This window comes from Clostridium sp. C2-6-12 (assembly GCF_009928485.1).
Lineage (GTDB): Bacteria > Bacillota > Clostridia > Clostridiales > Clostridiaceae > Clostridium.
Window position 1 is genome coordinate 92,444 of sequence record NZ_JAABNP010000009.1, and the last position, 24,527, is coordinate 116,970.

The 24,527-nt window shown below is 27.9% G+C and carries 20 protein-coding genes and 7 tRNA genes; 24 read left to right on the forward strand and 3 right to left on the reverse strand.

The window, feature by feature from the left end:
* Window positions 1-67 precede the first annotated feature (67 nt).
* The 3 genes from GXK56_RS09560 to spoIID all read left to right on the forward strand — a co-directional run bounded on the left by GXK56_RS09560 (window position 68) and on the right by spoIID (window position 3,574).
* Window positions 68-718, forward strand: a complete 651-nt coding sequence (locus GXK56_RS09560) for a hypothetical protein (RefSeq protein ID WP_160687237.1) — start codon at window positions 68-70, stop codon at window positions 716-718.
* Window positions 719-855: 137 nt separating this feature from the next.
* A complete protein-coding gene (gene murA, locus GXK56_RS09565) occupies window positions 856-2,118 on the forward strand; it encodes a UDP-N-acetylglucosamine 1-carboxyvinyltransferase (RefSeq protein WP_160687238.1) in 1,263 nt (420 codons plus the stop codon).
* Between the two features lie 373 nt (window positions 2,119-2,491).
* Window positions 2,492-3,574 (forward strand): stage II sporulation protein D, encoded by a 1,083-nt coding sequence (gene spoIID, locus GXK56_RS09570; protein ID WP_160687239.1) that lies wholly within the window; start codon window positions 2,492-2,494, stop codon window positions 3,572-3,574.
* Window positions 3,575-3,962: 388 nt separating this feature from the next.
* On the opposite strand, the gene GXK56_RS09575 is transcribed toward spoIID, so the two are convergent.
* The gene (locus tag GXK56_RS09575) at window positions 3,963-4,340 is read right to left on the reverse strand and encodes an ACT domain-containing protein (RefSeq protein ID WP_160687240.1); all 378 of its coding nucleotides are present in this window, start codon (window positions 4,338-4,340) and stop codon (window positions 3,963-3,965) included.
* Window positions 4,341-4,863: 523 nt separating this feature from the next.
* On the opposite strand from GXK56_RS09575, the gene GXK56_RS09580 reads away from it, so the two are divergent.
* The 3 genes from GXK56_RS09580 to GXK56_RS09590 all read left to right on the forward strand — a co-directional run bounded on the left by GXK56_RS09580 (window position 4,864) and on the right by GXK56_RS09590 (window position 7,064).
* The gene (locus tag GXK56_RS09580; RefSeq protein ID WP_160687241.1) at window positions 4,864-5,595 is read left to right on the forward strand and encodes a M23 family metallopeptidase; all 732 of its coding nucleotides are present in this window, start codon (window positions 4,864-4,866) and stop codon (window positions 5,593-5,595) included.
* 100 nt (window positions 5,596-5,695) lie between these two features.
* Window positions 5,696-5,950: a sporulation transcriptional regulator SpoIIID gene (gene spoIIID, locus GXK56_RS09585; protein WP_079438897.1), complete on the forward strand. Its 255-nt coding sequence runs from the start codon at window positions 5,696-5,698 to the stop codon at window positions 5,948-5,950.
* Window positions 5,951-6,029: 79 nt separating this feature from the next.
* Window positions 6,030-7,064 (forward strand): rod shape-determining protein, encoded by a 1,035-nt coding sequence (locus GXK56_RS09590; protein WP_160687242.1) that lies wholly within the window; start codon window positions 6,030-6,032, stop codon window positions 7,062-7,064.
* A 127-nt stretch (window positions 7,065-7,191) separates the two neighbouring features.
* On the opposite strand, the gene yyaC is transcribed toward GXK56_RS09590, so the two are convergent.
* A complete protein-coding gene (gene yyaC / locus GXK56_RS09595) occupies window positions 7,192-7,728 on the reverse strand; it encodes a spore protease YyaC (RefSeq protein WP_160687243.1) in 537 nt (178 codons plus the stop codon).
* A gap of 357 nt (window positions 7,729-8,085) precedes the next feature.
* Here yyaC and GXK56_RS09600 point away from each other — a divergent pair.
* From GXK56_RS09600 to GXK56_RS09645, 10 genes are all read left to right on the forward strand, one after another.
* Window positions 8,086-8,169 (forward strand) — tRNA-Tyr (locus GXK56_RS09600).
* 7 nt (window positions 8,170-8,176) lie between these two features.
* Window positions 8,177-8,252, forward strand: a tRNA-Val gene (locus GXK56_RS09605).
* Between the two features lie 128 nt (window positions 8,253-8,380).
* Window positions 8,381-8,455 (forward strand) — tRNA-Thr (locus tag GXK56_RS09610).
* 42 nt (window positions 8,456-8,497) lie between these two features.
* Window positions 8,498-8,581: transfer RNA gene (locus GXK56_RS09615), tRNA-Tyr, on the forward strand.
* 7 nt (window positions 8,582-8,588) lie between these two features.
* Window positions 8,589-8,664: transfer RNA gene (locus GXK56_RS09620), tRNA-Val, on the forward strand.
* 128 nt (window positions 8,665-8,792) lie between these two features.
* Window positions 8,793-8,867: transfer RNA gene (locus tag GXK56_RS09625), tRNA-Thr, on the forward strand.
* 42 nt (window positions 8,868-8,909) lie between these two features.
* A tRNA-Tyr gene (locus GXK56_RS09630) sits at window positions 8,910-8,993 on the forward strand.
* 230 nt (window positions 8,994-9,223) lie between these two features.
* Entirely contained in the window at window positions 9,224-10,582 is a 1,359-nt protein-coding gene (locus GXK56_RS09635) for a biotin/lipoyl-binding protein (protein WP_160687244.1), read from the forward strand.
* A gap of 25 nt (window positions 10,583-10,607) precedes the next feature.
* On the forward strand, window positions 10,608-11,792 hold the full coding sequence (locus tag GXK56_RS09640; RefSeq protein ID WP_160687245.1) for an ABC transporter permease: 1,185 nt from the start codon (window positions 10,608-10,610) through the stop codon (window positions 11,790-11,792).
* A complete protein-coding gene (locus GXK56_RS09645; RefSeq protein WP_160687246.1) occupies window positions 11,785-12,486 on the forward strand; it encodes an ABC transporter ATP-binding protein in 702 nt (233 codons plus the stop codon). The genes GXK56_RS09640 and GXK56_RS09645 overlap by 8 nt, the downstream gene beginning before the upstream one ends.
* Window positions 12,487-12,613: 127 nt before the next feature.
* Here the strand turns inward: GXK56_RS09645 and GXK56_RS09650 are convergent, their stop codons facing one another.
* Window positions 12,614-13,342 (reverse strand): MerR family transcriptional regulator, encoded by a 729-nt coding sequence (locus GXK56_RS09650; RefSeq protein ID WP_160687247.1) that lies wholly within the window; start codon window positions 13,340-13,342, stop codon window positions 12,614-12,616.
* 532 nt (window positions 13,343-13,874) lie between these two features.
* Here GXK56_RS09650 and GXK56_RS09655 point away from each other — a divergent pair.
* The 8 genes from GXK56_RS09655 (at window position 13,875) to GXK56_RS09690 (ending at window position 24,464) form a co-directional block, all read left to right on the forward strand.
* On the forward strand, window positions 13,875-14,882 hold the full coding sequence (locus GXK56_RS09655) for a hypothetical protein (protein WP_243156073.1): 1,008 nt from the start codon (window positions 13,875-13,877) through the stop codon (window positions 14,880-14,882).
* Between the two features lie 240 nt (window positions 14,883-15,122).
* Window positions 15,123-15,314 (forward strand): alpha/beta-type small acid-soluble spore protein, encoded by a 192-nt coding sequence (locus GXK56_RS09660; protein ID WP_160687248.1) that lies wholly within the window; start codon window positions 15,123-15,125, stop codon window positions 15,312-15,314.
* Between the two features lie 306 nt (window positions 15,315-15,620).
* Complete coding sequence (locus GXK56_RS09665) at window positions 15,621-16,751, forward strand: DNA repair exonuclease (RefSeq protein ID WP_160687249.1); 1,131 nt, start codon at window positions 15,621-15,623, stop codon at window positions 16,749-16,751.
* Window positions 16,744-19,488: an AAA family ATPase gene (locus tag GXK56_RS09670; RefSeq protein WP_160687250.1), complete on the forward strand. Its 2,745-nt coding sequence runs from the start codon at window positions 16,744-16,746 to the stop codon at window positions 19,486-19,488. Before GXK56_RS09665 ends, GXK56_RS09670 begins: the two co-directional genes overlap by 8 nt.
* A gap of 105 nt (window positions 19,489-19,593) precedes the next feature.
* Entirely contained in the window at window positions 19,594-20,493 is a 900-nt protein-coding gene (locus GXK56_RS09675; protein WP_160687251.1) for a zinc ABC transporter substrate-binding protein, read from the forward strand.
* Between the two features lie 360 nt (window positions 20,494-20,853).
* The gene (locus tag GXK56_RS09680) at window positions 20,854-21,597 is read left to right on the forward strand and encodes an NYN domain-containing protein (RefSeq protein ID WP_160687252.1); all 744 of its coding nucleotides are present in this window, start codon (window positions 20,854-20,856) and stop codon (window positions 21,595-21,597) included.
* A 17-nt stretch (window positions 21,598-21,614) separates the two neighbouring features.
* Window positions 21,615-23,405, forward strand: coding sequence for a MutS family DNA mismatch repair protein (locus GXK56_RS09685; protein ID WP_160687253.1), 1,791 nt, complete (start codon window positions 21,615-21,617; stop codon window positions 23,403-23,405).
* A gap of 153 nt (window positions 23,406-23,558) precedes the next feature.
* Complete coding sequence (locus tag GXK56_RS09690; RefSeq protein WP_160687254.1) at window positions 23,559-24,464, forward strand: 3'-5' exonuclease; 906 nt, start codon at window positions 23,559-23,561, stop codon at window positions 24,462-24,464.
* Window positions 24,465-24,527 lie beyond the last annotated feature (63 nt).

The window sequence follows — 24,527 nt, forward strand, 5'->3', positions numbered from 1 at the left end:
TAAAAGATAAAAGAGATGGTCATAATTAAAAAAGGATAAGGTATAAAGGAGGGTTAAGGGGATTATTATGAATGTAAAATTAAGTATAGCAGTCTTTTTATTGTTATCTTTTTTTAACCTTGGAGCTGTGACTGATATGGTAAATGAGCAAAAAAAATCATTTGGAGCTATAGAAGCAGATATGAGGAATATAAGTGAATTTGAAGAAAATGGAGTAAAACTTCAATATAAAACAAGAGAAGATGCCCAAAAAGAAATTTCTAAGATAAAAAGACAATTAAATAATAATAATGATGGAAACTATAGAGAAATAAGTAAAAAGCAATTTGAGATCTCAAGGGATAATTTTCATATTGATATAAAAACATGGGAAGAAGATAAATATAATTATTTTGAAATTAAAGTAATTAATAAAAATCCAAAGTATAAAACATTATATTTAAAAGATATGCTAAAAAAAATAGAGGATGAAAAGTCATATGATGAACAATATTTTCTTTATTATAAAGGCAAGAAAATAAAAGGAGATATGGATTATTATTTAAATAAATTATCAAATGAAGAGGGCATACAAAAGACAAATGTATTAGAAATTGCTAATGGATACGCTGGAATTGGGGATTTAAGTGATGGGGAGAGAATTAATTTTGCATTAATACGGTATGATACCGGTTCAAATATAATAATAGGGACACCGACAATATTTGAATTATACTAAGAAAATAAAATTAAGAGAATAATTGCATCATATTACGCTTGGAAGTGGTGAAATTTACATCTTTGTTTAACACAGAAATGCATTGCAGATTTGGAAGATTATTTTATGATGCCTAACAATTCAATATGGAGGATAATATGGAGAAGATAGTGGTAAAAGGGGTAAAAGAACTTAAGGGTGAAGTTGATATAAGTTCAGCAAAGAATTCAATTTTACCTATAATTGCAGCAACTATATTGTGTTCAGAGCCTATAGTTATAGAAAATGCGCCCAAATTAGAAGATGTAGAAGTTATATGTAAATTGTTAAGTGAATTAAATTGTGATGTAGATATTTCAAATATTAACAACAGATTAAGTATAAATACAAAAAACATAGTGGAAATGGATGCAAATGAAGAGCTTATGAGAAAAATGAGAGCATCATTTTTAATTATGGGTCCCATGCTTGCTAGGTTTGGATATTGTAAATTATCATTGCCAGGAGGCTGCAATATAGGCAGCAGACCAATAGACTTGCATTTAAAAGGATTTAAACTTCTTGGTGCTGAAGTGATAACAGGTCATGGTTTTGTAGAGGTGAAAGCGAAGAAAATTGTTGGAAGCAGAATATACTTAGATTTTCCGTCAGTAGGTGCTACTGAAAATATCATGATGGCATCAGTTTTTGCAGAAGGAACAACAATAATAGAAAATGCGGCTGAAGAGCCTGAAATTTGGGATTTAGCAAGGTTTTTAAATAAGATGGGGGCTAAAATAAAAGGTGCTGGTCTTGGAAAGATAACAATAGATGGAGTGAAATCTCTCAAAGGAGTGACATACACTCCTATATACGACAGAATAGAAGCTGGAACCTTTATGATAGCAGCTGCTATTACAAATAGTAAAATAAGAATTAATGGAGCTAATGAAGAGCATTTAAGGCCTGTTATAGAAAAATTAAAAGAATGTGGGGTCGTTTTTAGTGATTATAGAAATGATTCCGTAGTAGTAGATGGAAGGGGAACAAAGAAACCACTAGATATAAAGACGCTTCCATATCCAGGTTTTCCTACAGATATGCAGGCCCAGATGATGGGACTACTAGCCATAGTTGAAGGGGTCAGTGTTATTACAGAAACAGTCTTTGAAAATAGATTTATGCATGTTGCTGAACTTAATAGAATGGGAGCTAATATAAAAATTGATGGAAGAATCGCAATAATTGAAGGTATACCCAAATTTACAGGCTGTCAGGTCAAAGCAACAGATTTAAGGGCTGGGGCCGCTATGATATTAAGTGGATTAGCTGCAGAGGGTGAAACGGAAATAAGTGATATTTACCATATTGATAGAGGATATGTTAATATTGAAGAAAAGTTTAGAAACTTAGGAGCAGAAATTTATAGGGTGGAAGTTTAGTTTGGTTAAAAGTTGTGAGTTCATAGTTCAAAGTTATATCAGAAAAGCTTTATTAGTTTTTCTAATATAAGATCTAGAGTGAAGATATTTTATAGAAAAAGTAAGAACCTGATTTTTTATTTGGGTTCTTAAATTTTTTGCATAAGTTTAATAAATACTAATTAAATACATTAACATTATTTTCTTACTTCAAATCAGAATAATATGTTAATGTATTTAAAATGTTTGGAATTATTATGGATTTTAAAAGGTAATAATAAATTTAAATGAGTTGAGGTTATAATTTTAACTTTGCCGGTTAATTAACATAATTATCATAATAAAAAAACTAAGGCATATATTTTAAGGTGTATGTTTTAGGAGGAAGAACTAAATGAAAGTAGTTAATTCAAAATGTTCAAATATAAAGTTTGGAAGAATAAACATAAGAATAAGCGAAAATATGAAAATTATTACTATTATGACTTTAATTATTTTTATTATATTAATAATATTACCATTAATATTTTTAGGTGTAGAAAAAGAAAATATAAGTGTATTCAATTTGAACAGTGAAAATATAAGAAAAAGTTCAGAAGTAACTTTTCCTCTCAATGGGAAAGTTAAACTTTATCATAAAGCAGAAGATACTGTAGAAGAATTAGATTTAGAAGATTATATTATGGGAGTAGTAGCAAGTGAAGTACCGGCAAATTTTAATGAAGAAGCTTTGAAAGCTCAGGCTGTGGCAGCAAGGACATTTTATATGAGCAAGAGAAATAGCCCTTGTAAGGATGCTAAAAGTAAAAATGCTGAAATTTGTGATACAACCAATTGTCAGGTTTATATGAGTAAGGCAGATAGATTCAGTAAATGGAGTAAAAGTGAGGCAGAGAATAATTGGAACAAAATACAAAAAGCTGTTTTAGATACAAAGGGACAGATTCTTACCTATGAAAATTCAGTATTAGAATATCCGCAGTTCTTTTCAGTAAGTTCAGGTAAAACTGAAGATGCAAAAGATGTATTTTCCATAAACGTACCATATCTAAAATCAGAGGAAAGCAAAGGTGAAGAAAATGCTCCTAAATATAAAACAACCTTAGAAGTGCCAATAAGTGAGTTTATAAGTAAAATTAATTCACAATACAAAAATGCAAATTTGAAAAAAGGAAATTTATCTTCATCAATAAAAATACAAAGTTATACTGAAGGTGGAAGTATAAAGGAAATAAAAATAGGTAGAGAAACTATAAAAGGTACAGAATTCCGTACTTTATTTAATTTAAATTCAACTAATTTCAAGTTTGATTTTGGGGATAAATCAGTAAAAATAAATTGTACTGGTTATGGGCACGGTGTAGGTATGAGCCAATGGGGAGCAAATGCAATGGCCAAAAATGGAGCTAAATACAATGAAATACTTAAACATTACTATAATGGAGTTGAAATCCAGGAAATAAAATACACACCTTAATAAAGAGCAGCTATGCTGCAATACGGATCTTGTCACCTTAATAAAGAGCAGCTATGCTGCAATACGGATCTTTCCTGCAACCAAGAACTTAACTATAGAACTGTGATTAAGCTATATTATACTAAGAAAGAAAAAAGAAAAGCATTTCTAAAAAAGTATCTATGCGCTTATAAAAAGAGAGGCTATGCCACAATGCGGAACTTCTCTACAAATATTAATGTGTGTTCAAAAATAGATTAATATTTTCTAAGGATAAGGTAATGCAGAATATTTTAAAACTGCAAGATTACAAGTACCATATATTAGCTAATAACTAACTAATATATGGTACTATTTTTTTACATAAATAAATAATTAATTAATACATAGAAGAGTTACAATATAGAATTTATCTAATTACATAATAATTATTTTTAGTTAAAGCGCAAATGGCAGCTTCTATTTTATTTTCTTTAGCAAGTATATAATCAGTATCATATGTAGATAAAGCAAATATAGAGATTTGAGCTTCTGCCATTAAACTACTTATAGAAGCCAAAATACCCACTAATGAAAAATCTAATGGCCCTTCTACTTTTAATATTCTCCAATCTTTTTCGCATTTTATATTATTAGGTATATTTTCTTGTAAACAGACAATTGATAATTCATCCTCAGTTTTTGTTATTGAAAAAAAATCTCCTTGCATAGCCCAAGTTGGGATTGTATTGTTTTTGTTTAATCGACATACGCTGTATTTTTCATTTAATAATTTCATAGAATTCATCTAGTTTAACCATCCTTTCTTAATTAAAATATACACCTATAAAAAAGCAGCTATGCTGCAACCAAGAACTTTTTACCTATAATAGAAGTAATTATGCACTAATAAAAAGAGTGGCTTTGTCAAAATAGGAAATTTACCTATAATCAAAAACTTAAATATTGTTCAATTTAATTGCCTGTTTGAGATCAATAATGGACACATATTGTTTCGCGTTACTAATTAGTAAGCCCACGATGTAGATACTTTATTACAAATTCTATTATATCAACAGAATTTAGGTACACAAACAAAAAATGAAAAATTAAAAGCATTATAATTATGACTTTTGTAAAAATCCTTAAAGTTTTCAGTTTAAGGATTTTTTTGTTTAGAAAATGGAAAACTGGAGATAATTTAGAATATCAGAATTTTATACAAGTTATAAAATTACTTTTATATATAAATACAAAAAATAGAAATAAAAAAATATATTTATGTATTATTTTTCATAAAAAGGGAATCATAACAACAGGAGGTGTTCATATTGAACAAAAATTTAAAAGAAAGATTTAAAACTTTAATCAGGAAGGAGGGATTTTACATCGCCTTATTCCTTTGTCTTTGCATAATAGTTACCATTGGAACTATTTCCTATAAGATGTCTAATAATAATGAAGTTAATAAGACAGAAGATATAAATAAAGAAGTAGCAATAAATTCTGATAGTAATGAAAAAACTATAAATGAAATTCCAAATGCTGAGAGAGTGGAAAATGCTACTAATAATGATAAGGAAAATATAGAAAAGTCAAAGACAGAAAAGTCTGCAACAGTATCTACAAACAACAAAGTGAGTTTTTTAAATCCAGTAGATGGTATTGAAAGTAGGAAATATTCTTATCCTACTCCAGTAAAAATAAGTGAAGGAACCTACAGAACTATCAGAGGAGTAAATTTACAAGCAAAGATAGGGACAGAAGTTAAAGCAGTAGCTGATGGTGTAGTAGAATTTGCTGAAAATACAGGAGTTGAAGAAGGTGTGGTTGTAGAAATTAAACATGCTAATGGTTTAAAAACTAGGTATGGAAATCTTGATCCAAACCTATCAATAAAAAAGGGTGATAAAGTAGCTGCCAAGCAGGTTATTGGCAAAGTTGGTGAAACTGCAAAGGTATTCAGCAAAGATCAATTTGGAGAATTTTTAAGTTTACAAGTAATCAATGCTAATGGTGATCAAGTTAATCCAGAAAAATATTTTACTTTAAAAACTAAATAAATCTATAAAGAAATTAACTAAATGTTCTTCAGAATTAATAATGAGTAGATGAAGAAAAAAACTACTATATAATAAAAGATCAAATCAAGGAAGTGGTATTTTGAAAGATTATATTGAAGAAAGAGTTTTAGATGTTGCAAAATATATTATAGATTCAAAGGCTACAATAAGAAAAACTGCTAAAGTTTTTGGGGTTAGTAAAAGTACAATTCATAAGGATATGACGGAAAGACTTTTAAAAATTAATCCTGAAATTGCACAGGAAACTCATTCGATTTTAGAATTAAATAAGGCAGAAAGACATATTCGAGGCGGAAAAGCTACACAAATGAAGTATAAAATTATTGAATCTTAATGAGAATAAGGCTATAATATAATATTAGTAGAATTATGTAAACATAGGTATTAATATGTATTATAGGAGTGAATAAAAAATGGGCTTTTTTGGAACAGGGACAGATATTGCAATTGATTTAGGAACAGCAACTGTACTAGTTTATGTAAAAGGGAAAGGGGTAATTTTAAAAGAACCTTCTGTTGTTGCTATAAATAGAAACAATAATAAAATATTGGCTATAGGTGACGAAGCAAGAAAAATGATAGGTAGGACCCCTGGTAATATAGTGGCTGTAAGGCCATTGAAAGATGGCGTGATTTCAGATTATGATATGACACAAAAAATGCTAAAAGAATTTATAAAAAAGGCATGTGGTACAAGAAGAGTTAGAGCGCCTAAAGTAATTGTTTGTGTGCCATCACAAGCTACAGAAGTAGAAAAGAGAGCTGTTATAGATGCGGCTATGAATTCTGGTGCAAAGACAGTTCATTTAATAGAAGAACCATTAGCAGCAGCTATTGGTGCTGGTCTTGACATTACGAAACCAAATGGATGTATGGTAGTAGACATTGGTGGAGGAACTTGTGATATTGCAGTTATTTCATTAGGTGGAGTGGTTGAAAGAGAATCCATAAAAGTAGCTGGAGATAAGTTCGATGATGCTATAATAAAATATGTTAGAAATGAATATAAGTTAATGATAGGTGAAAAAACTGCTGAAGATTTAAAAATTAATATAGGGTCAGCGTTTAAAAATTCTAGAAATCTAACATGTATGATGAAGGGTAGAAATCTTATAACAGGATTACCTGACGAAGTTGAAATCAGTACAGAAGAAATAAGAAATGCAATAAAAGAACCTGTTGATGTTATAGTTGAAACAGTAAAAAGAGTATTAGAAAGAACGCCACCAGAATTAGCTTCTGATATAATTGAAAGAGGAATTTTAATGACTGGTGGCGGAGCTTTGATACATGGATTAGATAAGCTAATAGAATTTAGAACAGGAGTTTCAACAACTATTGCGGAAGATTCTGTTGAATGTGTTGCTAAGGGAACTGGTAAAGTATTGAGCTATATTGATAAATTAAATAGTGAAGTAAATTCACAACAAATAGTGCTTATAGAATAGAACCAAAAATAACAGTCAAAATATGCTTTGACTGTTATTTTTTTATTGGAGAGATTAGAATAATTTGTCTGAAATTTTTTAAATATGGAAAATTTAATTTATATGGATTTAGAAGTATTTTTATGTGCTAAATAATTGGAAAGTTTCCATGATTTAAGTTATAAGCTTCAATAAGTATTCTAGAAATAGTTTTTGCCATATTCATTATAAAAGAAAGCCTAATGCTACGGGAAAAAAAGAGTTCAGAACTATCACTCGAATCAACAATGCCAATCACAGAGGCTATACCAACTTCAGGAAGTTCCTTACCAACACCTTTTCCAGGTCTAATAGCATAATCTCTTATGCGAATTTCACCAATATCATTTTCGTCACCCAAACAGGCATCCACACCTATAATTGAAGCCTTTGAATGATTTTTATGTATTTCATCCAAGCGCTCTTTTAAATTTAGTGCATGAATTGGAGAGGATAAAGTCCCATAAACAGGTAGAGGGAAAAAATGATCAGTCAAAATTGATCCGACTAAGGGACCTAAGCAGTCGCCTATACATTTATCAGTGCCAATACATACTATTACAGTATCTTTCTTTATATAGTTTTTTATATCCATAACGAGATCATAAGGAAAATTTGAGTTTATATTAATATTTGATTTATTCAAGGATTTATACCCCCTTTTATAAAATATATATGAAATATAAAAGAGATATAGTCTATAAAAGTAGTTTATGTAAACAAATAAATTATTAAAAAATCTATTTATATTTCAATATTAAATTAGCGTAGCATAATGTATAGGACAGCAAATTATGTTGTAAGTTGGGATGGTTTTGATGGTTTTAGATATTGCATAGAAAATAAATGGATTGTGTATTAAATGGAAGAAAAGAGTATTAATTAGAAGTAATATTGATTTAATTTCATTATATGGGCTATAAATGAGGTTGAAAAAAAAGCGTATTGCAGATATACTAATCATTGTTGATTCAAATGCAACACATTCTAAATAGTTTAATACGGAGGAATTCCCGAGAGGCCAAAGGGGGCAGACTGTAAATCTGTTACGTTAGTTTCGATGGTTCGAATCCATCTTCCTCCACCACTTAAATGGGCGCATAGCTCAGCTGGGAGAGCACCTGCCTTACAAGCAGGGGGTCACAGGTTCGAGCCCTGTTGTGCCCACCATTTAAGAAAGTATAAAAATTATTTACTTGACAAAATACTAAGAATTTTGTTAAAATATATATGCTGCTAATTGTTAAGTTAAGCTCTTAGCTGCAAAGCATTAATTGATAATGCTAACTAAATAATATGCTGGCATGGCTCAACGGTAGAGCAGCTGACTTGTAATCAGCAGGTTGTAGGTTCGATTCCTATTGCCAGCTCCAATATAAATATAAGGAAACTTATATTTTAATAAAACAAAATACGGAGGAATTCCCGAGAGGCCAAAGGGGGCAGACTGTAAATCTGTTACGTTAGTTTCGATGGTTCGAATCCATCTTCCTCCACCACTTAAATGGGCGCATAGCTCAGCTGGGAGAGCACCTGCCTTACAAGCAGGGGGTCACAGGTTCGAGCCCTGTTGTGCCCACCATTTAAGAAAGTATAAAAATTATTTACTTGACAAAATATTAAGAATTTTGTTAAAATGTATCTGCTGTTAATTGTTAAGTTAAACTCTTAGCTGCAAAGTATTAATTGATAATGCTAACTAAATAATATGCTGGCATGGCTCAACGGTAGAGCAGCTGACTTGTAATCAGCAGGTTGTAGGTTCGATTCCTATTGCCAGCTCCAATATAAATATAAGAAAACTTATATTTTAATAAAACAAAATATGGAGGAATTCCCGAGAGGCCAAAGGGGGCAGACTGTAAATCTGTTACGTTAGTTTCGATGGTTCGAATCCATCTTCCTCCACCAAAAAAGAGTAAACATAGTTTACTCTTTTTTTATTGCAATTATATTTATGTTCTATAGATATTTTGTTACTTGAATTAATTGTTAATTAAAGGTATCTTAATAAAATTTAGACTCAGTAGTAAAAAAATATTGAATACTGCTTTTGTGAAATGTATAATTATTATTAGATAATCATTATTAATAATTATACATATAATATAGAATAATTATATTAAAGAGAAGGTGAAGAAATGTTTTCGGATAAAAAAATAGCTTGGCCTAAAGATTTTTTATTAAATAAGAAGAGAATAGGAATAATAATTTTTTTAATAATTATTGTTTTAATAGGTGTGGCTTATAGTGTAAAGAACAGTGGACCCAAACCTAAACAAGTAACTATAGACAAAGCTCTAAATAGAACAGTTTCCGAAACTGCAATAGCTACAGGGAATGTAGAGGCTAAATACAGGAGTAATATTGCATTAGATTCTTCGCAAAAAGTAATAAAAATAGCAGTAAAAGAAGGACAACTTGTTAAAAAAGGTGATTTATTATTGGAATTAGATAGTTCTGATTATCAAATTAAGTTAGATAAAGCATTAATTAATTTAGAAAATGCTAATTTAACTTTAAATCAAATGCTTGAGACAGGAGTAACTTCAGAAAAAAGTGCTTCGGAAAATTCTTTTTCTCAAGCTAAATATAATTTAGAAACAGCACAAAGAAAATATGATGATTTTAAGAAAAAATATGAACAAAATGAGGAATTATTTAATAGTGGAGCAATAGCCCAAAGTCAATTATATGAATCAAAAAAGAATTTAGAGGATTCAGAAACTGGTGTTAACAGTGCAAAAGATGCTTTGAAAAATGCAGAAAATTCTTTAAAGGATACTAATAATAGCAGTGAGAATAAAATTGTAAGTCAAAAAAATCAGATAGCGTTAATTCAAAAGGATATAGATGATTATAAGAAAAAGATAGAAGACAGTAAAATTACATCAAATATTGATGGTAAAGTTATAAAAATAAATGCTAAAGAAAATCAATTCCCAGTTAAGGGTGATGAAATTATAGTAGATGATGTATCACAGTATAAGGTGACTGTTGATTTAAAACAATACGATGCTTTGAAAGTTCAAAGGGGACAAAAAGCTAATGTGAATATAAAGGGATCTAAAATGTATTACATGGGAACTGTAGATGAAATAGGTGAATTTGCAGAAGCTAAAGCAACTTCAGTAGGTAGTGATGATGAATATAAGGTAAAGGTTTCTGTAATCATAAATGATCCAAAAGAAGAAGTTAAGGCTGGTTATGAGTCGGATGTTCAATTTGTATTTAAAGAAAAAAATAACTGTATAGCCATTGGATTTGATGGAATAAAGGAAGATAAGGCAACTAATCAAAGATATGTTTTTGTTGTGGGTGCTGATAATAAAATTTCAAAAAGATATATTAAAACTGGAATAGAAAGTGAATATTATGTTGAGATTACTGAAGGTTTAGAGGAAAATGAAAGTTATATATTAAATCCGCCAGAATCTCTTGCAGAAGGTGATATAGTTATACAGGGAGTTTCTAGCAAAACTTCTGCAAATCAAAAATAAATATGCATAGGAAAGGGGGAATATTATGAGATTCCCGTTAAAGGTTGCAGTTAGATTTTTATTAAGCAATAAGCTACAAACATTTTTTATTATTTTAGGAATAGGAATTGGTGTATCAGTTCAGGTTTTCATAGGTACATTAATTGATGGACTTCAAAAAGGCTTAATAGATAAGACTATAAATAATTCTCCTCAAATTACTGTTTCATCAACTAAAGATGATAAAACAATAGATGATTGGGAGAAAAAAATGATAAAAATTCGGGAAGGTGATAGCAGAATTAAAAATGTTTCACCAGCTCTTGATGCTTCAGCCTTTATAAAAGATGGAACTAAAAGTTATCCTGTATTAATGAGAGGCTTCCAATTAGAAGATAGTGATAAAATTTATAATATAAAAAGTAGAATTTACGAAGGTAACTGGATTTTGCAGAGAGACATAGATTCTTCGAGGAAAAAGGTTCTTATTGGAAGAGAATTAAATAAGGAATTAAAAAAGAAGGTTGGAGAAAAAATTAAAATTACAACACCAAAAGGCAAAGTTGAAGATTTCACTATTAGTGGATTTTATGATTTAGAAGTGAGCAGCATAAATAAATCATGGATTATTACTGATTTAAGTACAGTTCAAAATACTTTTGGTTTTGAAAACAAAATAACTTCAATAGAAGCTCAAATACAAGCAGAGGAGGTGTTTAATGCAGATGGTGTAAGCAAAAATATTCAGTATAATTTGAATGATAAAGACGTGAAAGTTGAAAATTGGAAGGAACAAAATAAACAATTGTTAAGCGGTCTAAGCGGTCAGAGTACTTCTAGTTATATGATACAATTTTTTGTAATTGTTTCTGTAGTTTTAGCAATTGCATCTATACTGGCTATTACAGTTATTCAAAAATCAAAAGAAATAGGGATTTTAAAGGCTATGGGCATAAAAAATGGTCCTGCGAGTCGCATATTTTTCTTTCAAGGAATTATATTAGGAGTATTTGGCGCTATTTTAGGAATAGCTTTTGGACTTGGACTTACTATAATGTTTACAAAATTTGCTGTCAATGCAGATGGGACACCTATAGTTCAATTATATGTTAATCCTAGATTTATAATTTTATCTGCAGTTTTAGCAATAACTTCATCTTCTATTGCTGCTTTAATACCAGCAAAAAAATCTGCAAAATTAGATCCTATAGAGGTGATAAAAAATGGATAAGGATATTGAGCAAAATATAATTGAACTGAAAAATATAAATAAAATATATGGAAAACTTATGAAGACACAGGTTTTATATGATATTAATGTGGCCTTCAAAGAAAAATCTTTTAATTCGATTATTGGAGAATCAGGATCAGGAAAAAGTACTATGTTAAATATAATGGGAACTTTGGATAGGCCCACTAATGGAGAAGTCTATATAGATGGACAAAGAACAGATCTTATGACTGCTGATGAATTAGCTGAAACAAGAAATCAAAAGATAGGTTTTATATTTCAATTTCATTATCTTTTACCTGATTTTACAGCTTTAGAAAATGTTCTTATTCCATATATGATAAAAGATGTTAAACCTCCTAAGGAGATCAAAGAAAGGGCTTTAGAGTTGCTTGATTTGGTGGGGTTGTCAAAAGTGAAAAATAATTTAGCAACAAATATGTCTGGAGGACAGCAACAGAGAGCAGCTATTGCAAGAGCTTTGATAAATAATCCTAAAATTATTTTGGCAGATGAGCCAACAGGAAACTTGGATTCTCAAAGTACAGAAAATGTATATGGAATTTTGAGAGAAATGAATGAAAAGTTTAAAACTACATTTATAATAATAACTCATGATAAGAGGATTGCAGAAAGAGCAGATAGAGTATTAGAAATATCTGATGGAAAAATTCTTTCTGATAAATATAATTAATTAGCGATGCTTTTACAAATTTAATTGTGAGTTTTTGGATAATAACATAAAAGTAGAAATGATTACATTAAAATATTAGAAAAGGTTGTAGGTGAACTTGTCCACCTACAACCTTTTTAATGATTTTTTATTCTGTTAAATTTCGGATGTTACAAATCAATGATTCCTTTAATTTACTAAGTATAATACTTGCTCTTTCATTACTAGTTATGTTATCCAATAATTCTTGTTTTACCGTAATATTTTTTATGATAATTCTATATTCATTATCTTTTAATTCAATATTATCTTTAATTCTGATTAAAGGGATTTCTTTATTTAATTTATCTTTTATATCTTCTCTTAATAATTTTATATTGTCTATTATTGTATTTGCAGATTCAACAATATTTATCCCAAATTCAACTAATATTATATCTCCAACAAATTGACTCATTTCAAACATCCTTTCCATATTTTTATGAATATAAATTTGTTCTTTTAAAATCTCATAAAGATTAACACTTTGCATCCCTGTTTGATTTTGAATGTTAATAATAGAAGTAATTATATTTTTCAATGATATTAAGTTTTTTATATTATCTTCAGTTTCCCTTAATTTATTGAATAATATATCATTTGTAATTTTTTCATCGTTTGATAATAATATTTCTTTGATCTCATTGATGTGAAAATCTAATTCTCTAAGAAGTAAAATTTGCTCCAATCTAGCCAATGTTTCATTGTCGTAGCACCTATAATTAGAGTTGTTCTTTTTTACATTTGTTAATAACCCAATTTCTTCATAATATCTTAAAGTTCTTTTCGTTACGTGATAATTTTGAGAAACTTCACTTATTAGCATTAGTTTATTCATAGTAATTTTTCTCCTCATTAATTTATTTGCCTTCTTATAAATTTTAATTAATTTACTGGATTAAAATAGAATGCAGTAAAAACAAAGAATATTTATTGAATATATTTAAGAAGTACCTCCATGAATATATTTTAAACCTTCACTTTAAGTAACTGTCAACATATAATAGTACAAAAAAGAGATAAAATAAATAAGTGATCCAAATAAAATCATATTACTTGAAGTATCAAGTTTTTAAACATTATTAGATTGTATTTGACAAAATAACAAAATAAATATAACATAATTTATAACTTATGTCTAAAAAGATAAAATTTTGCATTTAGGAAATAAAAAGACAAAAAACTTACGAATTCTTTGTGAAAAATAACAAAAAATATTAATTTGATAAAACATAATGGTGAAATTAAAGGTTTACATGCAAAATAAATGTCGTTTACTGTCTAACTGGAATAAAATTACATTGCAAAATTTTCAATATTCGTATATTATAATCATAAAATGGTAATAATCCATTGTGAGGTGAAAAACTATGATGAATAAAGTGGTATTACTAAGTGAAATAAGAAAAGAAAAAACAAATGTTAATAATAGATTTTTAGAAGATAAAAAAGTTAATAGTGAACGTGAACAAATAAAAAATATAAAGGCTTATGCTAATTTTGAAAAAAAATTTGATTCGTTAAAGAATAATAATTATTTTTTTGATTTGAAAAACAGTCAAAATAAATACGAAAAAAAATTAAATAGTATAATAAAGAGAATTTTTTCTTTCAATAATAAGTTACCATTAATAGGATTTATTAATTCTATATACAACGATGAATTAAGTAAAGATACTAAAATTAAATATATAAAAAATAATCAGGAAGGAAGCTTAAAAAGTTCCAATTATAATGTTAGAATTTTAGCGGAAGATGATTATAGAAAATTTGAATACGAAATTAAATTAGAAACTGTAGATGATCAAAATATAGCAATAGTAATATCTAAAATAAATCTAGAAAGTAATTTCACAAATATAATAAATCTCAATAAAATAAAAAAAGAATATAAGGATGAGGATTCAGCTAATTTAAGCAAAGGATCAAAAGACAGTCATAATAGAGTTTTAATAATGTTTAATTCTAATATTGAAGTTCCAGATGTTTTTGAATTCAAAGAAGAGGCAGATGGAAAGAATATTGAATATAGAATAAATGTAATGAAAAGTTGGAAATATGATTTTAAACAATTATCCGAAAAGAATATGTATTTATTATTTCCAATGAAGGTATTAGACCTTAAAAATAGATTATTAACTATAAGCAAAGATGTGCTATCAAAAGAATTGATTAAAGATGAAATAGTCAGATTCTTTAAAGATATGAATAGATATTTCATGAAAATAAAAGATAAAAATTTAATTTCTGAAGAGGATATTACTGAATATAATTTAATAGCTATTGAGCTGTTGACTTATTTCATAAAGGAAAAATCCAACAGTTTTGTCGATATCAAAAAAGATATAGAAGCAACCTTGAAGCATTTAGTTGTATAAATGCTTACAATTAAAAGCATTGGTAACAAAAAGTGTTAATGATATAAAAGTATAAGAAAATTTAATATAAAGTAAGTTAGATGCAATTTACTTCGGTCGATTAAGGATAAATTTTCAAATTTATCCTTATATTTATTAGAATATAAAATACATTGTCGGTTAAAATAATATTGTCGGCAGGGAGAATTAAATATAGTTTTTTCTACTGATAATACCATACTAGCCAAGGAGGGAATCGTTATGTCAAAGAGTAATAGTAGAGTTTTAGTTCCAGAAGCAAAACAAGGCTTGAGTAAATTCAAGAATGAAGTAGCGCAAGAACTAGGCGTTCCATTTAAAGAATATAATGGAGACTTAAGTTCTAGACAATGTGGTTCAGTAGGCGGGGAAATGGTAAAGAGAATGGTAGAGGAATATGAGCATAGAATATAATGAGAATCAAAAGGTTCTTGATTAATTCAAAATGTAGATATGTTATTAAATAACATAATCATATTCTAAAACGGGAGATGCATTACACAGATGTGTAATGCATCTCTTGTTTTTGTTTGTAAAAGTATAAGGTTATTGTATATTAGTTACTGAAGATATTGCTATAACAAAATCATATACTTTTGGACTATTAATAGATTTCATGTTAGAATTAGAACAAAGGTTCGCAATATAATGCTTAAAATAATTTAAATTTCAATAAATATAAGTAAATAGTCTTGAAATAAAAAATAACAGGTGATTATTATGAGAAAGATAAGAATTTTACATACTGCAGATATACATTTTGATACACCGTTTAGTGGAATGACACCGAAACAGGCTCTAAAAAGTAAAGAGGAGTTAAAACAGGTTTTTGAAAAAATAATAAAAATAACTTTGGAAAAAGAAATAGATATTCTTTTAATTGCTGGAGATATATTTGATAATTTATCAGTAAACAAGACCACTCTTTATTTCATTAAAAACTGCTTTGAGAGCATAAGTAAGGTACATGTATTTATAAGTCCAGGGAATCATGATCCTTATAATGAAAAATCCTTTTACAGCATTGTAGAATGGCCTAATAATGTTCATATTTTTAAAGGTAGTATGGAAATGGTAATTTTAGAGGATTTGGATACTGTGGTGTGGGGGGCAGGATTTAATGTTCCACATGTGAAGAAATCCTTGTTGAAAGATGTTAAAAGAGCAGAAGGTTATAATAATATACTAGTACTTCATGGGGAAATAGCAAATACTCAGGAGGGCAATGAATATAATCCTATTACAGAAGAAGAGATAGGTAAGACAAATGTTGATTATGTAGCTTTAGGGCACAGACATAAATTTTCAGAAATAAAAAAAATAGAAAATACTTATTATTGTTATAGTGGATGTCCTCAAGGAAGAGGATTTGATGAGCTTGAAGATAAAGGTGTAGTTTTTATAGAACTTCAAAATAAATTTTTAGAAACTAGCTTTATTAGAACTTCAATTAGGAATTATTATGAAAAAGAAGTAAATATTCAAGGTTGTTTTGGCTATAATGAAGTGAAAAATAAGATTATAAGCTCTATTTCAGATGAGGATAGAAAAAAGAACTTTTATAAGATAATTTTAATAGGTGAAATATCAGAAGAATTTACAATAAATGAAGAATTCTTAGAAGAACTACTTGCGAATGAATTTTATTTTGCGAAGGTTATAGATAAAAGTGAACTTAAATTAGATATTAACAAACTACTTGAAGGATATTCACTAAAGAGTATATTTGCAAAAAAAATATATGAGCGGTTAGAAGAAGTACAAACAGAAGAAGAAAGAGAAATAATAACTTTAGCATTAAAGATAGGACTTCAAAGTATTTCAGGTGAAGAGGTAAAGATTTATGAATGATGTAATGATTAAGAAAGTTAACATAGAGTTCTTTGCTGGAATAAAGGGAAAAAGTATAGATTTCACTAAAGGATTTAATTTGATTTATGGGAAAAATGAACAAGGAAAAAGTTCAATAGAAAACTTTATTAAAATATGGCTTTATGGTATTGATTCAAGGGGTAGAAATGAGCGAAAAAAATATATGCCTTTAACTGGAGAAAAGATATCCGGTGAACTTTTAGTAGTCTCCAAAGGAAAAGGTTACATTATTAAAAGAGTTTTTGGTGTAAGCAAGAAAGAAGATATCTGCGAAATTTTAGATGAGATAACAGGTGAAGAAATAGAAATTGAACATAAAAATGAGCCGGGAAAATATTTTTTTGGTATAAATTTAGCAACCTTTGTGAAGACTTTATTTATAAGTCAGCTGGGAGTTATGGTATCCAAGGATAAAGAAGAAGAAATTATGGAAAAGATAACTAATATATATAATTCCGGAGATGAAAATACTTCTGTAAGAAAAATTATTGAAAAGCTGGAAAAGAGAAAAAAACAGCTGGCAGCAGTAAGAAAGGGAGGAGAGTTGGATTTATTAAAAGAAAGCCAAAACTCTCTTAAAGCAGAATTATGGGAAGGGTATAAATTAGCAGAGGAGAATGTTGATAATGAGGAAAGTTTATTAAAGAAAAAGCAATATAAAGTAAATATTAAAGAACAAATCCAAAAATTGGATTTATATAAAAAATATTTAAGAAAGGTCAAGCTTCAAAAAGACTATAAGGAAATAAGCAATTACCTTAGAAAAGGCGAGGAACTAAAAAGAAAACAAGAAGTTATAAGCGAAGAACTTAAAAATGGTGATAAATATATAACCTTTGAGTATTTAGAAGAAGTTAACGAAAAATGTTCAAGATATTTGAGTTTGTTAGATATAAAGCAGGAAAAAGAAAATAAATTTTATGAACTTAAAGGTGTATTAAAAGAAAAGACAGAAAGTGTTAAAAACTATAAGATTATAGCTTCTATGGGAAATAACATTAAGGAAAAAATATATACTTTAAAGGTAGATCAGAAGAATCTTGAGGAAAAGTTAACGGATATTGTTAATATTCAAAATACAATCTCTAGGTTTAAAATGGAAATTAATAAGCAGGCCATTGATATAGGCAATTTAGATTTTATAGAAAAACATAGAAAAGAAATTGAAGAATTATTAGATTCATATAAACAAGGCTTGAAAGAATTAAAATATAAAATAGAAAATCAAGGTGTCATTAAAATAAAAGAAAACTTAAAGGATTCTAAGAGAAAAATAAATTTTATTTATTTAGCTGGATTTGTTTGTACATTATTATTTATTTTATCAGTAATAAAACAGATGATTCCTGTTGTTATAATATGTATTCCTGTATTTATAATTCTAGTTCGCTTGTATTTGAAATATTCTTTAGAAATAAAAAACTTAGATAATATTAAAAAGAACAATGAAGAAATTGAAAATTTAAAAGATAAAATTACAGTATACGAAAATGAGTTGAATTTATATCTCAAAGAAACTAAAACTGAAGAGTATGAAGAATTCATAAATATGCTTGCCCAATATGATAAGTATAAAAATTATAAAGATAGTATGATGTTAATGATAAAAAACAAAGAAGAGGAAATTAATAAATACAATATTACAGAATTGAAATCTACTTATAATAGAAATAAGGGAGTTATAGCTTCTCTATTTAATGTATTATCATGTCAATCTTTAGAAGAAGTACTTGAACAAGTAGAAATATATGAAGAGTTGAAAGCTAATATTAATCGAAGTGAATATGAGTTTGAAGGAATCAAGAAGGAAATAGAAAATATTAATGAACAATTAGCAGATAAAGAAGAGGAAATAAGAAAAAAAGTTTCTATACTTGGATTAGAGGAAGTAGAAATAATTGATATGCACATTAAATTAAAAGAATATAAAGATAAACTTAATCAAATGAAGGAAATAAAAAGTGCCCTTGAAAGCGTTGAAGAAACTTACAAGGTTTTACTTAAAGATAGAAATATAGATGAGATTAAGGAAGAAATGAAGCAGATAATAAACCAAGAAATAAATTATTCATATGAATCTGAAGAAGAAATAGAAATTGAAATAAGAAAGCAATCAGATGAATTATTAAAGGTCGAAAAGGAAATAAAAGATTTAGAGCATCTTATAGAAAAAAGATTTTTAGGAAAGAGAGAAATCCCAGAAATAGAAGAGGAAATATTAATAAATGATGAGAGAATTTTAAAGCTTGAAAAGGAATTGAAAGCTGTAGAATTAGCTAACGAATTATTTCAAGAATCCTTTGATGAAATAAGGAAAAATGTTGGTCCTGAATTAAATAAAAAAGTTATAGAGAAATTCAATTTATTGACTGGTGATGAATATGAAGAAGCTAAAATATCAGAAGATTATAAATTAAAGGTGAGAAATGATGGGATGTTGTTTGATGCTGACATATTGAGCAATGGTGCTAAAGACCAATTATATCTTTCTTTAAGGTTTTCCTTTATTAATATGCTTTTTAAAAATAAAGAAGTTCCAATATTTTTAGATGATGCTTTTGTCCAATATGATGATGACAGAAGAAAAAAAGCATTAGAACTTTTATTTAATGAAAACTTTGCGCAAGTGCTTTTATTTACTTGTCAGGAAATAGAACAAAAGATTTTAGATGATAATATGTATCAGTATAATTGTGTAATATTAAATCAAAAATAAATAATTAATTTAAAGAATTCTCTAGCTTGACATATTTGAATAATAAAAGTAATATAATAAACAGGGTTGCAAATGCAAATCAAATGCAAAAAGCGGAGGAGATTTATGAAAAAGAAAATTATATCAGGTGCTTTAGCCTTATTAACAGGACTTATGTTAATTGGCTGTAATGGTGCAAAAACGGAGAGTGCTACTAAAAGCGTAACAGATGACAAATTAAACATTATTGTTTCAATATATCCATTGAAAGAATTCACTGAAAAAATAGCAGGAGATAAAGCTGTAGTGACTTGTCTTGTGCCAGATAATGTAGAGCCTCATGATTATGAACCTAAGACTAAGGATTTTGAAGCTTTAACTAAAAGTAAGGTTTTTGTTTATAATGGCTTAGGTATGGAAACTTGGGTAGATAAAGTTAATGAGACTATTAAGGAAAAAGGAGTAACAATTGTAGATTCAAGCAGCGGTATCGATGTTAGGAAAGAAGAAGACACTGTTGATCCTCATATTTGGTTAAGCGTAAAAAATGCAGAAATACAATCTGAAAATATAAAAAATACTCTTGTTAAATTAGATGAAAAAAATAAAGACTATTATGAAGAAAATTATAATAAATTCAAGGCAGAATTAGAAAGTGTATATAATGAATATAAGCCTAAATTTGATTCTTTAAATAAAAAGAATTTTGTAACAGGTCATGCAGCCTTTGGATACTTATGCAGAGACTTTGGCTTAACTCAAAAATCAGTAGAAAATTTATTTGCTGAAGGAGAGCCAACACCAAAACAATTAGAAGAATTAGTGAAGTTTTGCAAGGAAAATAATATAAAAACTGTTTTCTCAGAAGCTTTAGCAAGTCCTAAAGTTTCGCAAACCTTAGCAAAGGAAGTTGGAGCAGAAGTTGTGCCTATATTAACTTTAGAGTCTAAGGAAGATGATAAAAATTATATACAAGCAATTAAATATAACTTAGATGAAATATATAGATGCTTGTCAAAAGAATAAAATAAAAATAATTTAACAAATGTATCTTATAGAATAAATTCGTTTTATCTTATAGGATACATTTTTAATTTTATATTAATTACTAATTTCTAATAAAGTTAAAATTCAATTTAATTTAATTGTTATCTATAGAATAATTTATAAAATGCTTAATTAATTTACAAATAATAGTATAATTATTGTTGGAGTATGAACTAAGTTTTGCTATGATATGTGAGTATTTTATAAAGATTAATGAAAATATATTAGAATGGGGAATAATAATTATTGTATAAAAAATAGAGAATAAATTCCAAAGTTAAGTAGACCATGATAAAATGATTATAAGAACTTAAATTAAAATAGTGTGGGGTATGAGAGATGGAGAATGATAAAAAAATTGCAGTGCTAATTGATGCAGATAATGTATCTGATAAATATATAAAGTATATATTTGATGAGATTTCTAATCATGGAACACCAACATATAAAAGGATTTATGGAGATTGGACTAAGCCGCAGCTTGCTTCGTGGAAGAGTGTGCTTCTTAACTATTCTATTACACCTATTCAACAATACAGTTATACGACAGGCAAAAATGCAACGGATTCTGCATTGATAATTGATGCTATGGATATACTTTATTCTAAAAATGTAGATGGCTTCTGTATAATTTCTAGTGATAGTGATTTTACAAGATTAGCTGCAAGACTAAGAGAAGCAGGAATGTATGTTATTGGAATGGGAGAAAAGAAAACACCTACTCCTTTTATAGCAGCCTGCGAAAAATTTAAATATCTTGAAGTTTTAGCTGGATTAGTTACAGATGTCAGTGTTAATGAAGAAATGTCAGAAAAGCAGCAGGTTTCTAAAGAAGTTTTGGCCAATCGGGGAGAACTTATAAAATCAATAAAGAATATAATAGCTGAGAGGTCAGATGAAGAAGGCTGGGTAGGGCTAGGTGAGGTTGGAACTAAACTTAACATGCGTTATCCGGATTTTGATACAAGAAATTATGGGCATTCAAAATTATCATCATTTATATTGTCCTTAAACAGATTTGAAATAGAAGCTGAAAAAACAAATAAAAGAAATTTACTTGTTAGAAATAAAGTTAAGAAATAAAATTACAAGGAGGAATAATGAGAATAGCAGAAGAGTTTTACAAAGACAATGTGAAAAAAAACAGTGAGGCAAGTAGTGCTTTAAGTTTTAAGGTCAATGTCATTGGTTGGAGCAGACTACTTGTAATAATATTATGTTTATTGGTGGATTATTTTTCGTATAAGCAAGATAAAATATATGTAATTATTATGGCAACTATACTTTTCATAGTTATTTTTATAGGATTAGTGATTTATCATAATAATATTTTTGAATATAAAGAAAGATTTGATTTATTAGTAAAGATCAACGAAAAGGGCCTTAAGAGAATATTAGGACAATTTAAAGAATTTAAGGATAATGGACTAGAATATTTAGAAGAAAACCATCCTTTTATTAATGATCTAGATGTATTTGGACACAATTCCATTTTTCAGCGTATTAACTCTACAGTAACGAAAGGTGGAAGAAAAGAGCTAGTAAGAATACTTAAGAGAGAAAAGGTTTTTAATAATGCGGAAATAAAGGAAAGGCAAGAAGCTATAAAAGAATTAGGAGATAAAGCTCAGTGGAGGCAAAAAATAATTGTTGAAGGAAAACTAAACAATTCACCTAGTATAGATTTACAAAGTTTGTTGAAATGGAGCAAGGAAAAAGAATCTTCAAGTCCTTTGAGAGTTGCAATTGCTTGCACTTTTATACTTGTAACAATTATTTCAATATATTTAGCTTCTAGAAAGGTAGTCCCAGAATCCTTTATACTTCTTGATTTAATGGTGAACTTTCTTGTTTTAAAAATACTATCTAAAGGAATGGCAGAAGACATTAATTTATTTGATTCAATAAAAAGAAGTATAAGAGGATATAGCAAAATATTAGAATTAATAGAAGATGAAAGTTTTAATTCTATATATTTAGCAAAATTAAAAAGTAAATTAAAAAATGATAATTTAAGCTGTAAAGAAGAAATGAAAAAATTCTCTAAAATATTAGATTGGGCAGGAAATAGTAAATACAATGCATATTATTTAATCTTAAATGTTTTATTATTTTCAGATGTTTTTTTAATGAAAAACCTAGAAAAGTGGAGAGAGAAGAATGGTGATAAACTTGAAAAATGGCTTGAAGTAATGCATGAAATAGATGCCTTAAACAGTATAGCTAATCTTTCCTTTGAAAATCCCAATTGGGCTTATCCAGTGATTTTGAAAGAAAATGAAATAGAAGGATTTAATGTTGCGCATCCTTTGCTAGGGAAAAAGGCTGTTAGAAATACTTTCTCTTTAAAAAATGAGCAAAAAGTATCATTGATTACAGGTTCTAATATGTCTGGAAAAAGTACATTTTTAAGAACAATTGGAGTGAACTTGCTTTTAAGTTACATTGGAGCTCCTGTTTGTGCAGAAAGGTTTTCCTGTGGAATCATGAATATATACACTTGCATGAGAACGAAAGATAATTTGGAGGAAAGTATCTCTTCATTTTATGCTGAGATTTTGAGAATAAAAATATTAATAGAAGCTTGTAAAAGAGGGGAAAAAATATTTTTTCTTTTGGATGAAATATTTAAAGGAACTAATTCTAAGGATAGACACACTGGAGCAATAGTACTAATTAAGCAGCTTCTTCAAAATGGAGGAGTTGGACTTGTTTCAACACATGACTTAGAATTATGTGATTTAGAAGAAGAAAATAAAAATATAATAAATTATAACTTTAGAGAATTCTATGAAAATGATAAAATTAAGTTTGATTATATATTGAGAAAAGGAAAAAGTGAAACCCAAAATGCAATTCACTTAATGAAGCTTGCAGGGATAGAAATATAGAATTATCTAATTATATTTATTAGCTTAACGTGTTGTGCTAATTAAATTTAATAATGTCAAAATGGCGAAAAATGAATTATGAATTATTTAATATTCGTCAGTAATTAAACAATTCATAAACTAAAGTGATTTTAACAGCAGAAAGGAATAAATATGGGGTACATTATTATAGATCTGGAGTTTAATAATTTAAAAAATATAACTAATTATCACAAGGATTTTTTTGAAAAGTATGGAGATTTTGAGTCAATGGACCTGGAAAATGAAATCATCGAAATAGGGGCTGTAAAGGTAGATAAATATATGAAACCTGTTAGTGAGATAAGGGAATATATTAAACCTAGCATATTTCCAGTTATTAATCCAGTTGTCACTGAAATTACAAAGATAGACGCAGAGATATTAAATGAAAAAGGAGTAACTTTTGAAGAAGCTATAGGAAAGCTTAAAGATATGTTCGAAGAAGGAGATGTCCTTTGCTCATGGGCTAAGGATGATGTTGTGGAATTAATAATAAATGCCCATCATTATAATTATACGGATTTAAACTGGCTTAAGGAATATTTAGATATTCAAGAGTATACTACCAAAATGTTAGCTCATAAGAAAGCTTTGGGTCTTAAGGCAGCTTTAGATGAACTGAAAATTAAAGTAGATGAAACAAAGCTTCATGATGCATTAAATGATGCCAAATATACAGTTGAAGTATTTAGAAGAGTATATAATTCAAGAGTTATTAAAAATTATCTCGTTGAAGATATATATAATATGCCAGCAATACATGTTTCAAACCTTGAAAATATTAAAGTTGATGAAGAGCAATTAAAATTAGAATGTCCTAAGTGTGGTAAAAAAATAAAAATGGAAACTTCTATAAAACTTCTAAATTGGAGATTTGCTGGGGTTGGTATATGCCCAAAATGTAAAAATAATGTTTTATGTGAAGTTTTGGTTAAAAAGACTTTAAAAGGTGAAGAAGCGTATAATGAAATCAATACTATTATAAAAAATGAAATATATTTAAATTATATATATAAGTTGGAAAATTCCGATGAATAAAGGCGCTTTTTTATAAATATTCACGAATAAGTAATAATTTCGCTAAAGAATTTTGAGTATATA

What these genes read in the sequence shown, in the direction of transcription:
- GXK56_RS09560 (WP_160687237.1), top strand. Translation starts at nt 68, where the DNA reads ATGAATGTAAAATTAAGTATAGCAGTCTTTTTATTGTTATCTTTTTTT.
- murA (WP_160687238.1), top strand. Translation starts at nt 856, where the DNA reads ATGGAGAAGATAGTGGTAAAAGGGGTAAAAGAACTTAAGGGTGAAGTT.
- spoIID (WP_160687239.1), top strand. Translation starts at nt 2,492, where the DNA reads ATGAAAGTAGTTAATTCAAAATGTTCAAATATAAAGTTTGGAAGAATA.
- GXK56_RS09575 (WP_160687240.1), bottom strand. Translation starts at nt 4,340, where the DNA reads ATGAATTCTATGAAATTATTAAATGAAAAATACAGCGTATGTCGATTA.
- GXK56_RS09590 (WP_160687242.1), top strand. Translation starts at nt 6,030, where the DNA reads ATGGGCTTTTTTGGAACAGGGACAGATATTGCAATTGATTTAGGAACA.
- GXK56_RS09635 (WP_160687244.1), top strand. Translation starts at nt 9,224, where the DNA reads ATGTTTTCGGATAAAAAAATAGCTTGGCCTAAAGATTTTTTATTAAAT.
- GXK56_RS09640 (WP_160687245.1), top strand. Translation starts at nt 10,608, where the DNA reads ATGAGATTCCCGTTAAAGGTTGCAGTTAGATTTTTATTAAGCAATAAG.
- GXK56_RS09645 (WP_160687246.1), top strand. Translation starts at nt 11,785, where the DNA reads ATGGATAAGGATATTGAGCAAAATATAATTGAACTGAAAAATATAAAT.
- GXK56_RS09650 (WP_160687247.1), bottom strand. Translation starts at nt 13,342, where the DNA reads ATGAATAAACTAATGCTAATAAGTGAAGTTTCTCAAAATTATCACGTA.
- GXK56_RS09655 (WP_243156073.1), top strand. Translation starts at nt 13,875, where the DNA reads ATGATGAATAAAGTGGTATTACTAAGTGAAATAAGAAAAGAAAAAACA.
- GXK56_RS09660 (WP_160687248.1), top strand. Translation starts at nt 15,123, where the DNA reads ATGTCAAAGAGTAATAGTAGAGTTTTAGTTCCAGAAGCAAAACAAGGC.
- GXK56_RS09665 (WP_160687249.1), top strand. Translation starts at nt 15,621, where the DNA reads ATGAGAAAGATAAGAATTTTACATACTGCAGATATACATTTTGATACA.
- GXK56_RS09670 (WP_160687250.1), top strand. Translation starts at nt 16,744, where the DNA reads ATGAATGATGTAATGATTAAGAAAGTTAACATAGAGTTCTTTGCTGGA.
- GXK56_RS09675 (WP_160687251.1), top strand. Translation starts at nt 19,594, where the DNA reads ATGAAAAAGAAAATTATATCAGGTGCTTTAGCCTTATTAACAGGACTT.
- GXK56_RS09680 (WP_160687252.1), top strand. Translation starts at nt 20,854, where the DNA reads ATGGAGAATGATAAAAAAATTGCAGTGCTAATTGATGCAGATAATGTA.
- GXK56_RS09685 (WP_160687253.1), top strand. Translation starts at nt 21,615, where the DNA reads ATGAGAATAGCAGAAGAGTTTTACAAAGACAATGTGAAAAAAAACAGT.
- GXK56_RS09690 (WP_160687254.1), top strand. Translation starts at nt 23,559, where the DNA reads ATGGGGTACATTATTATAGATCTGGAGTTTAATAATTTAAAAAATATA.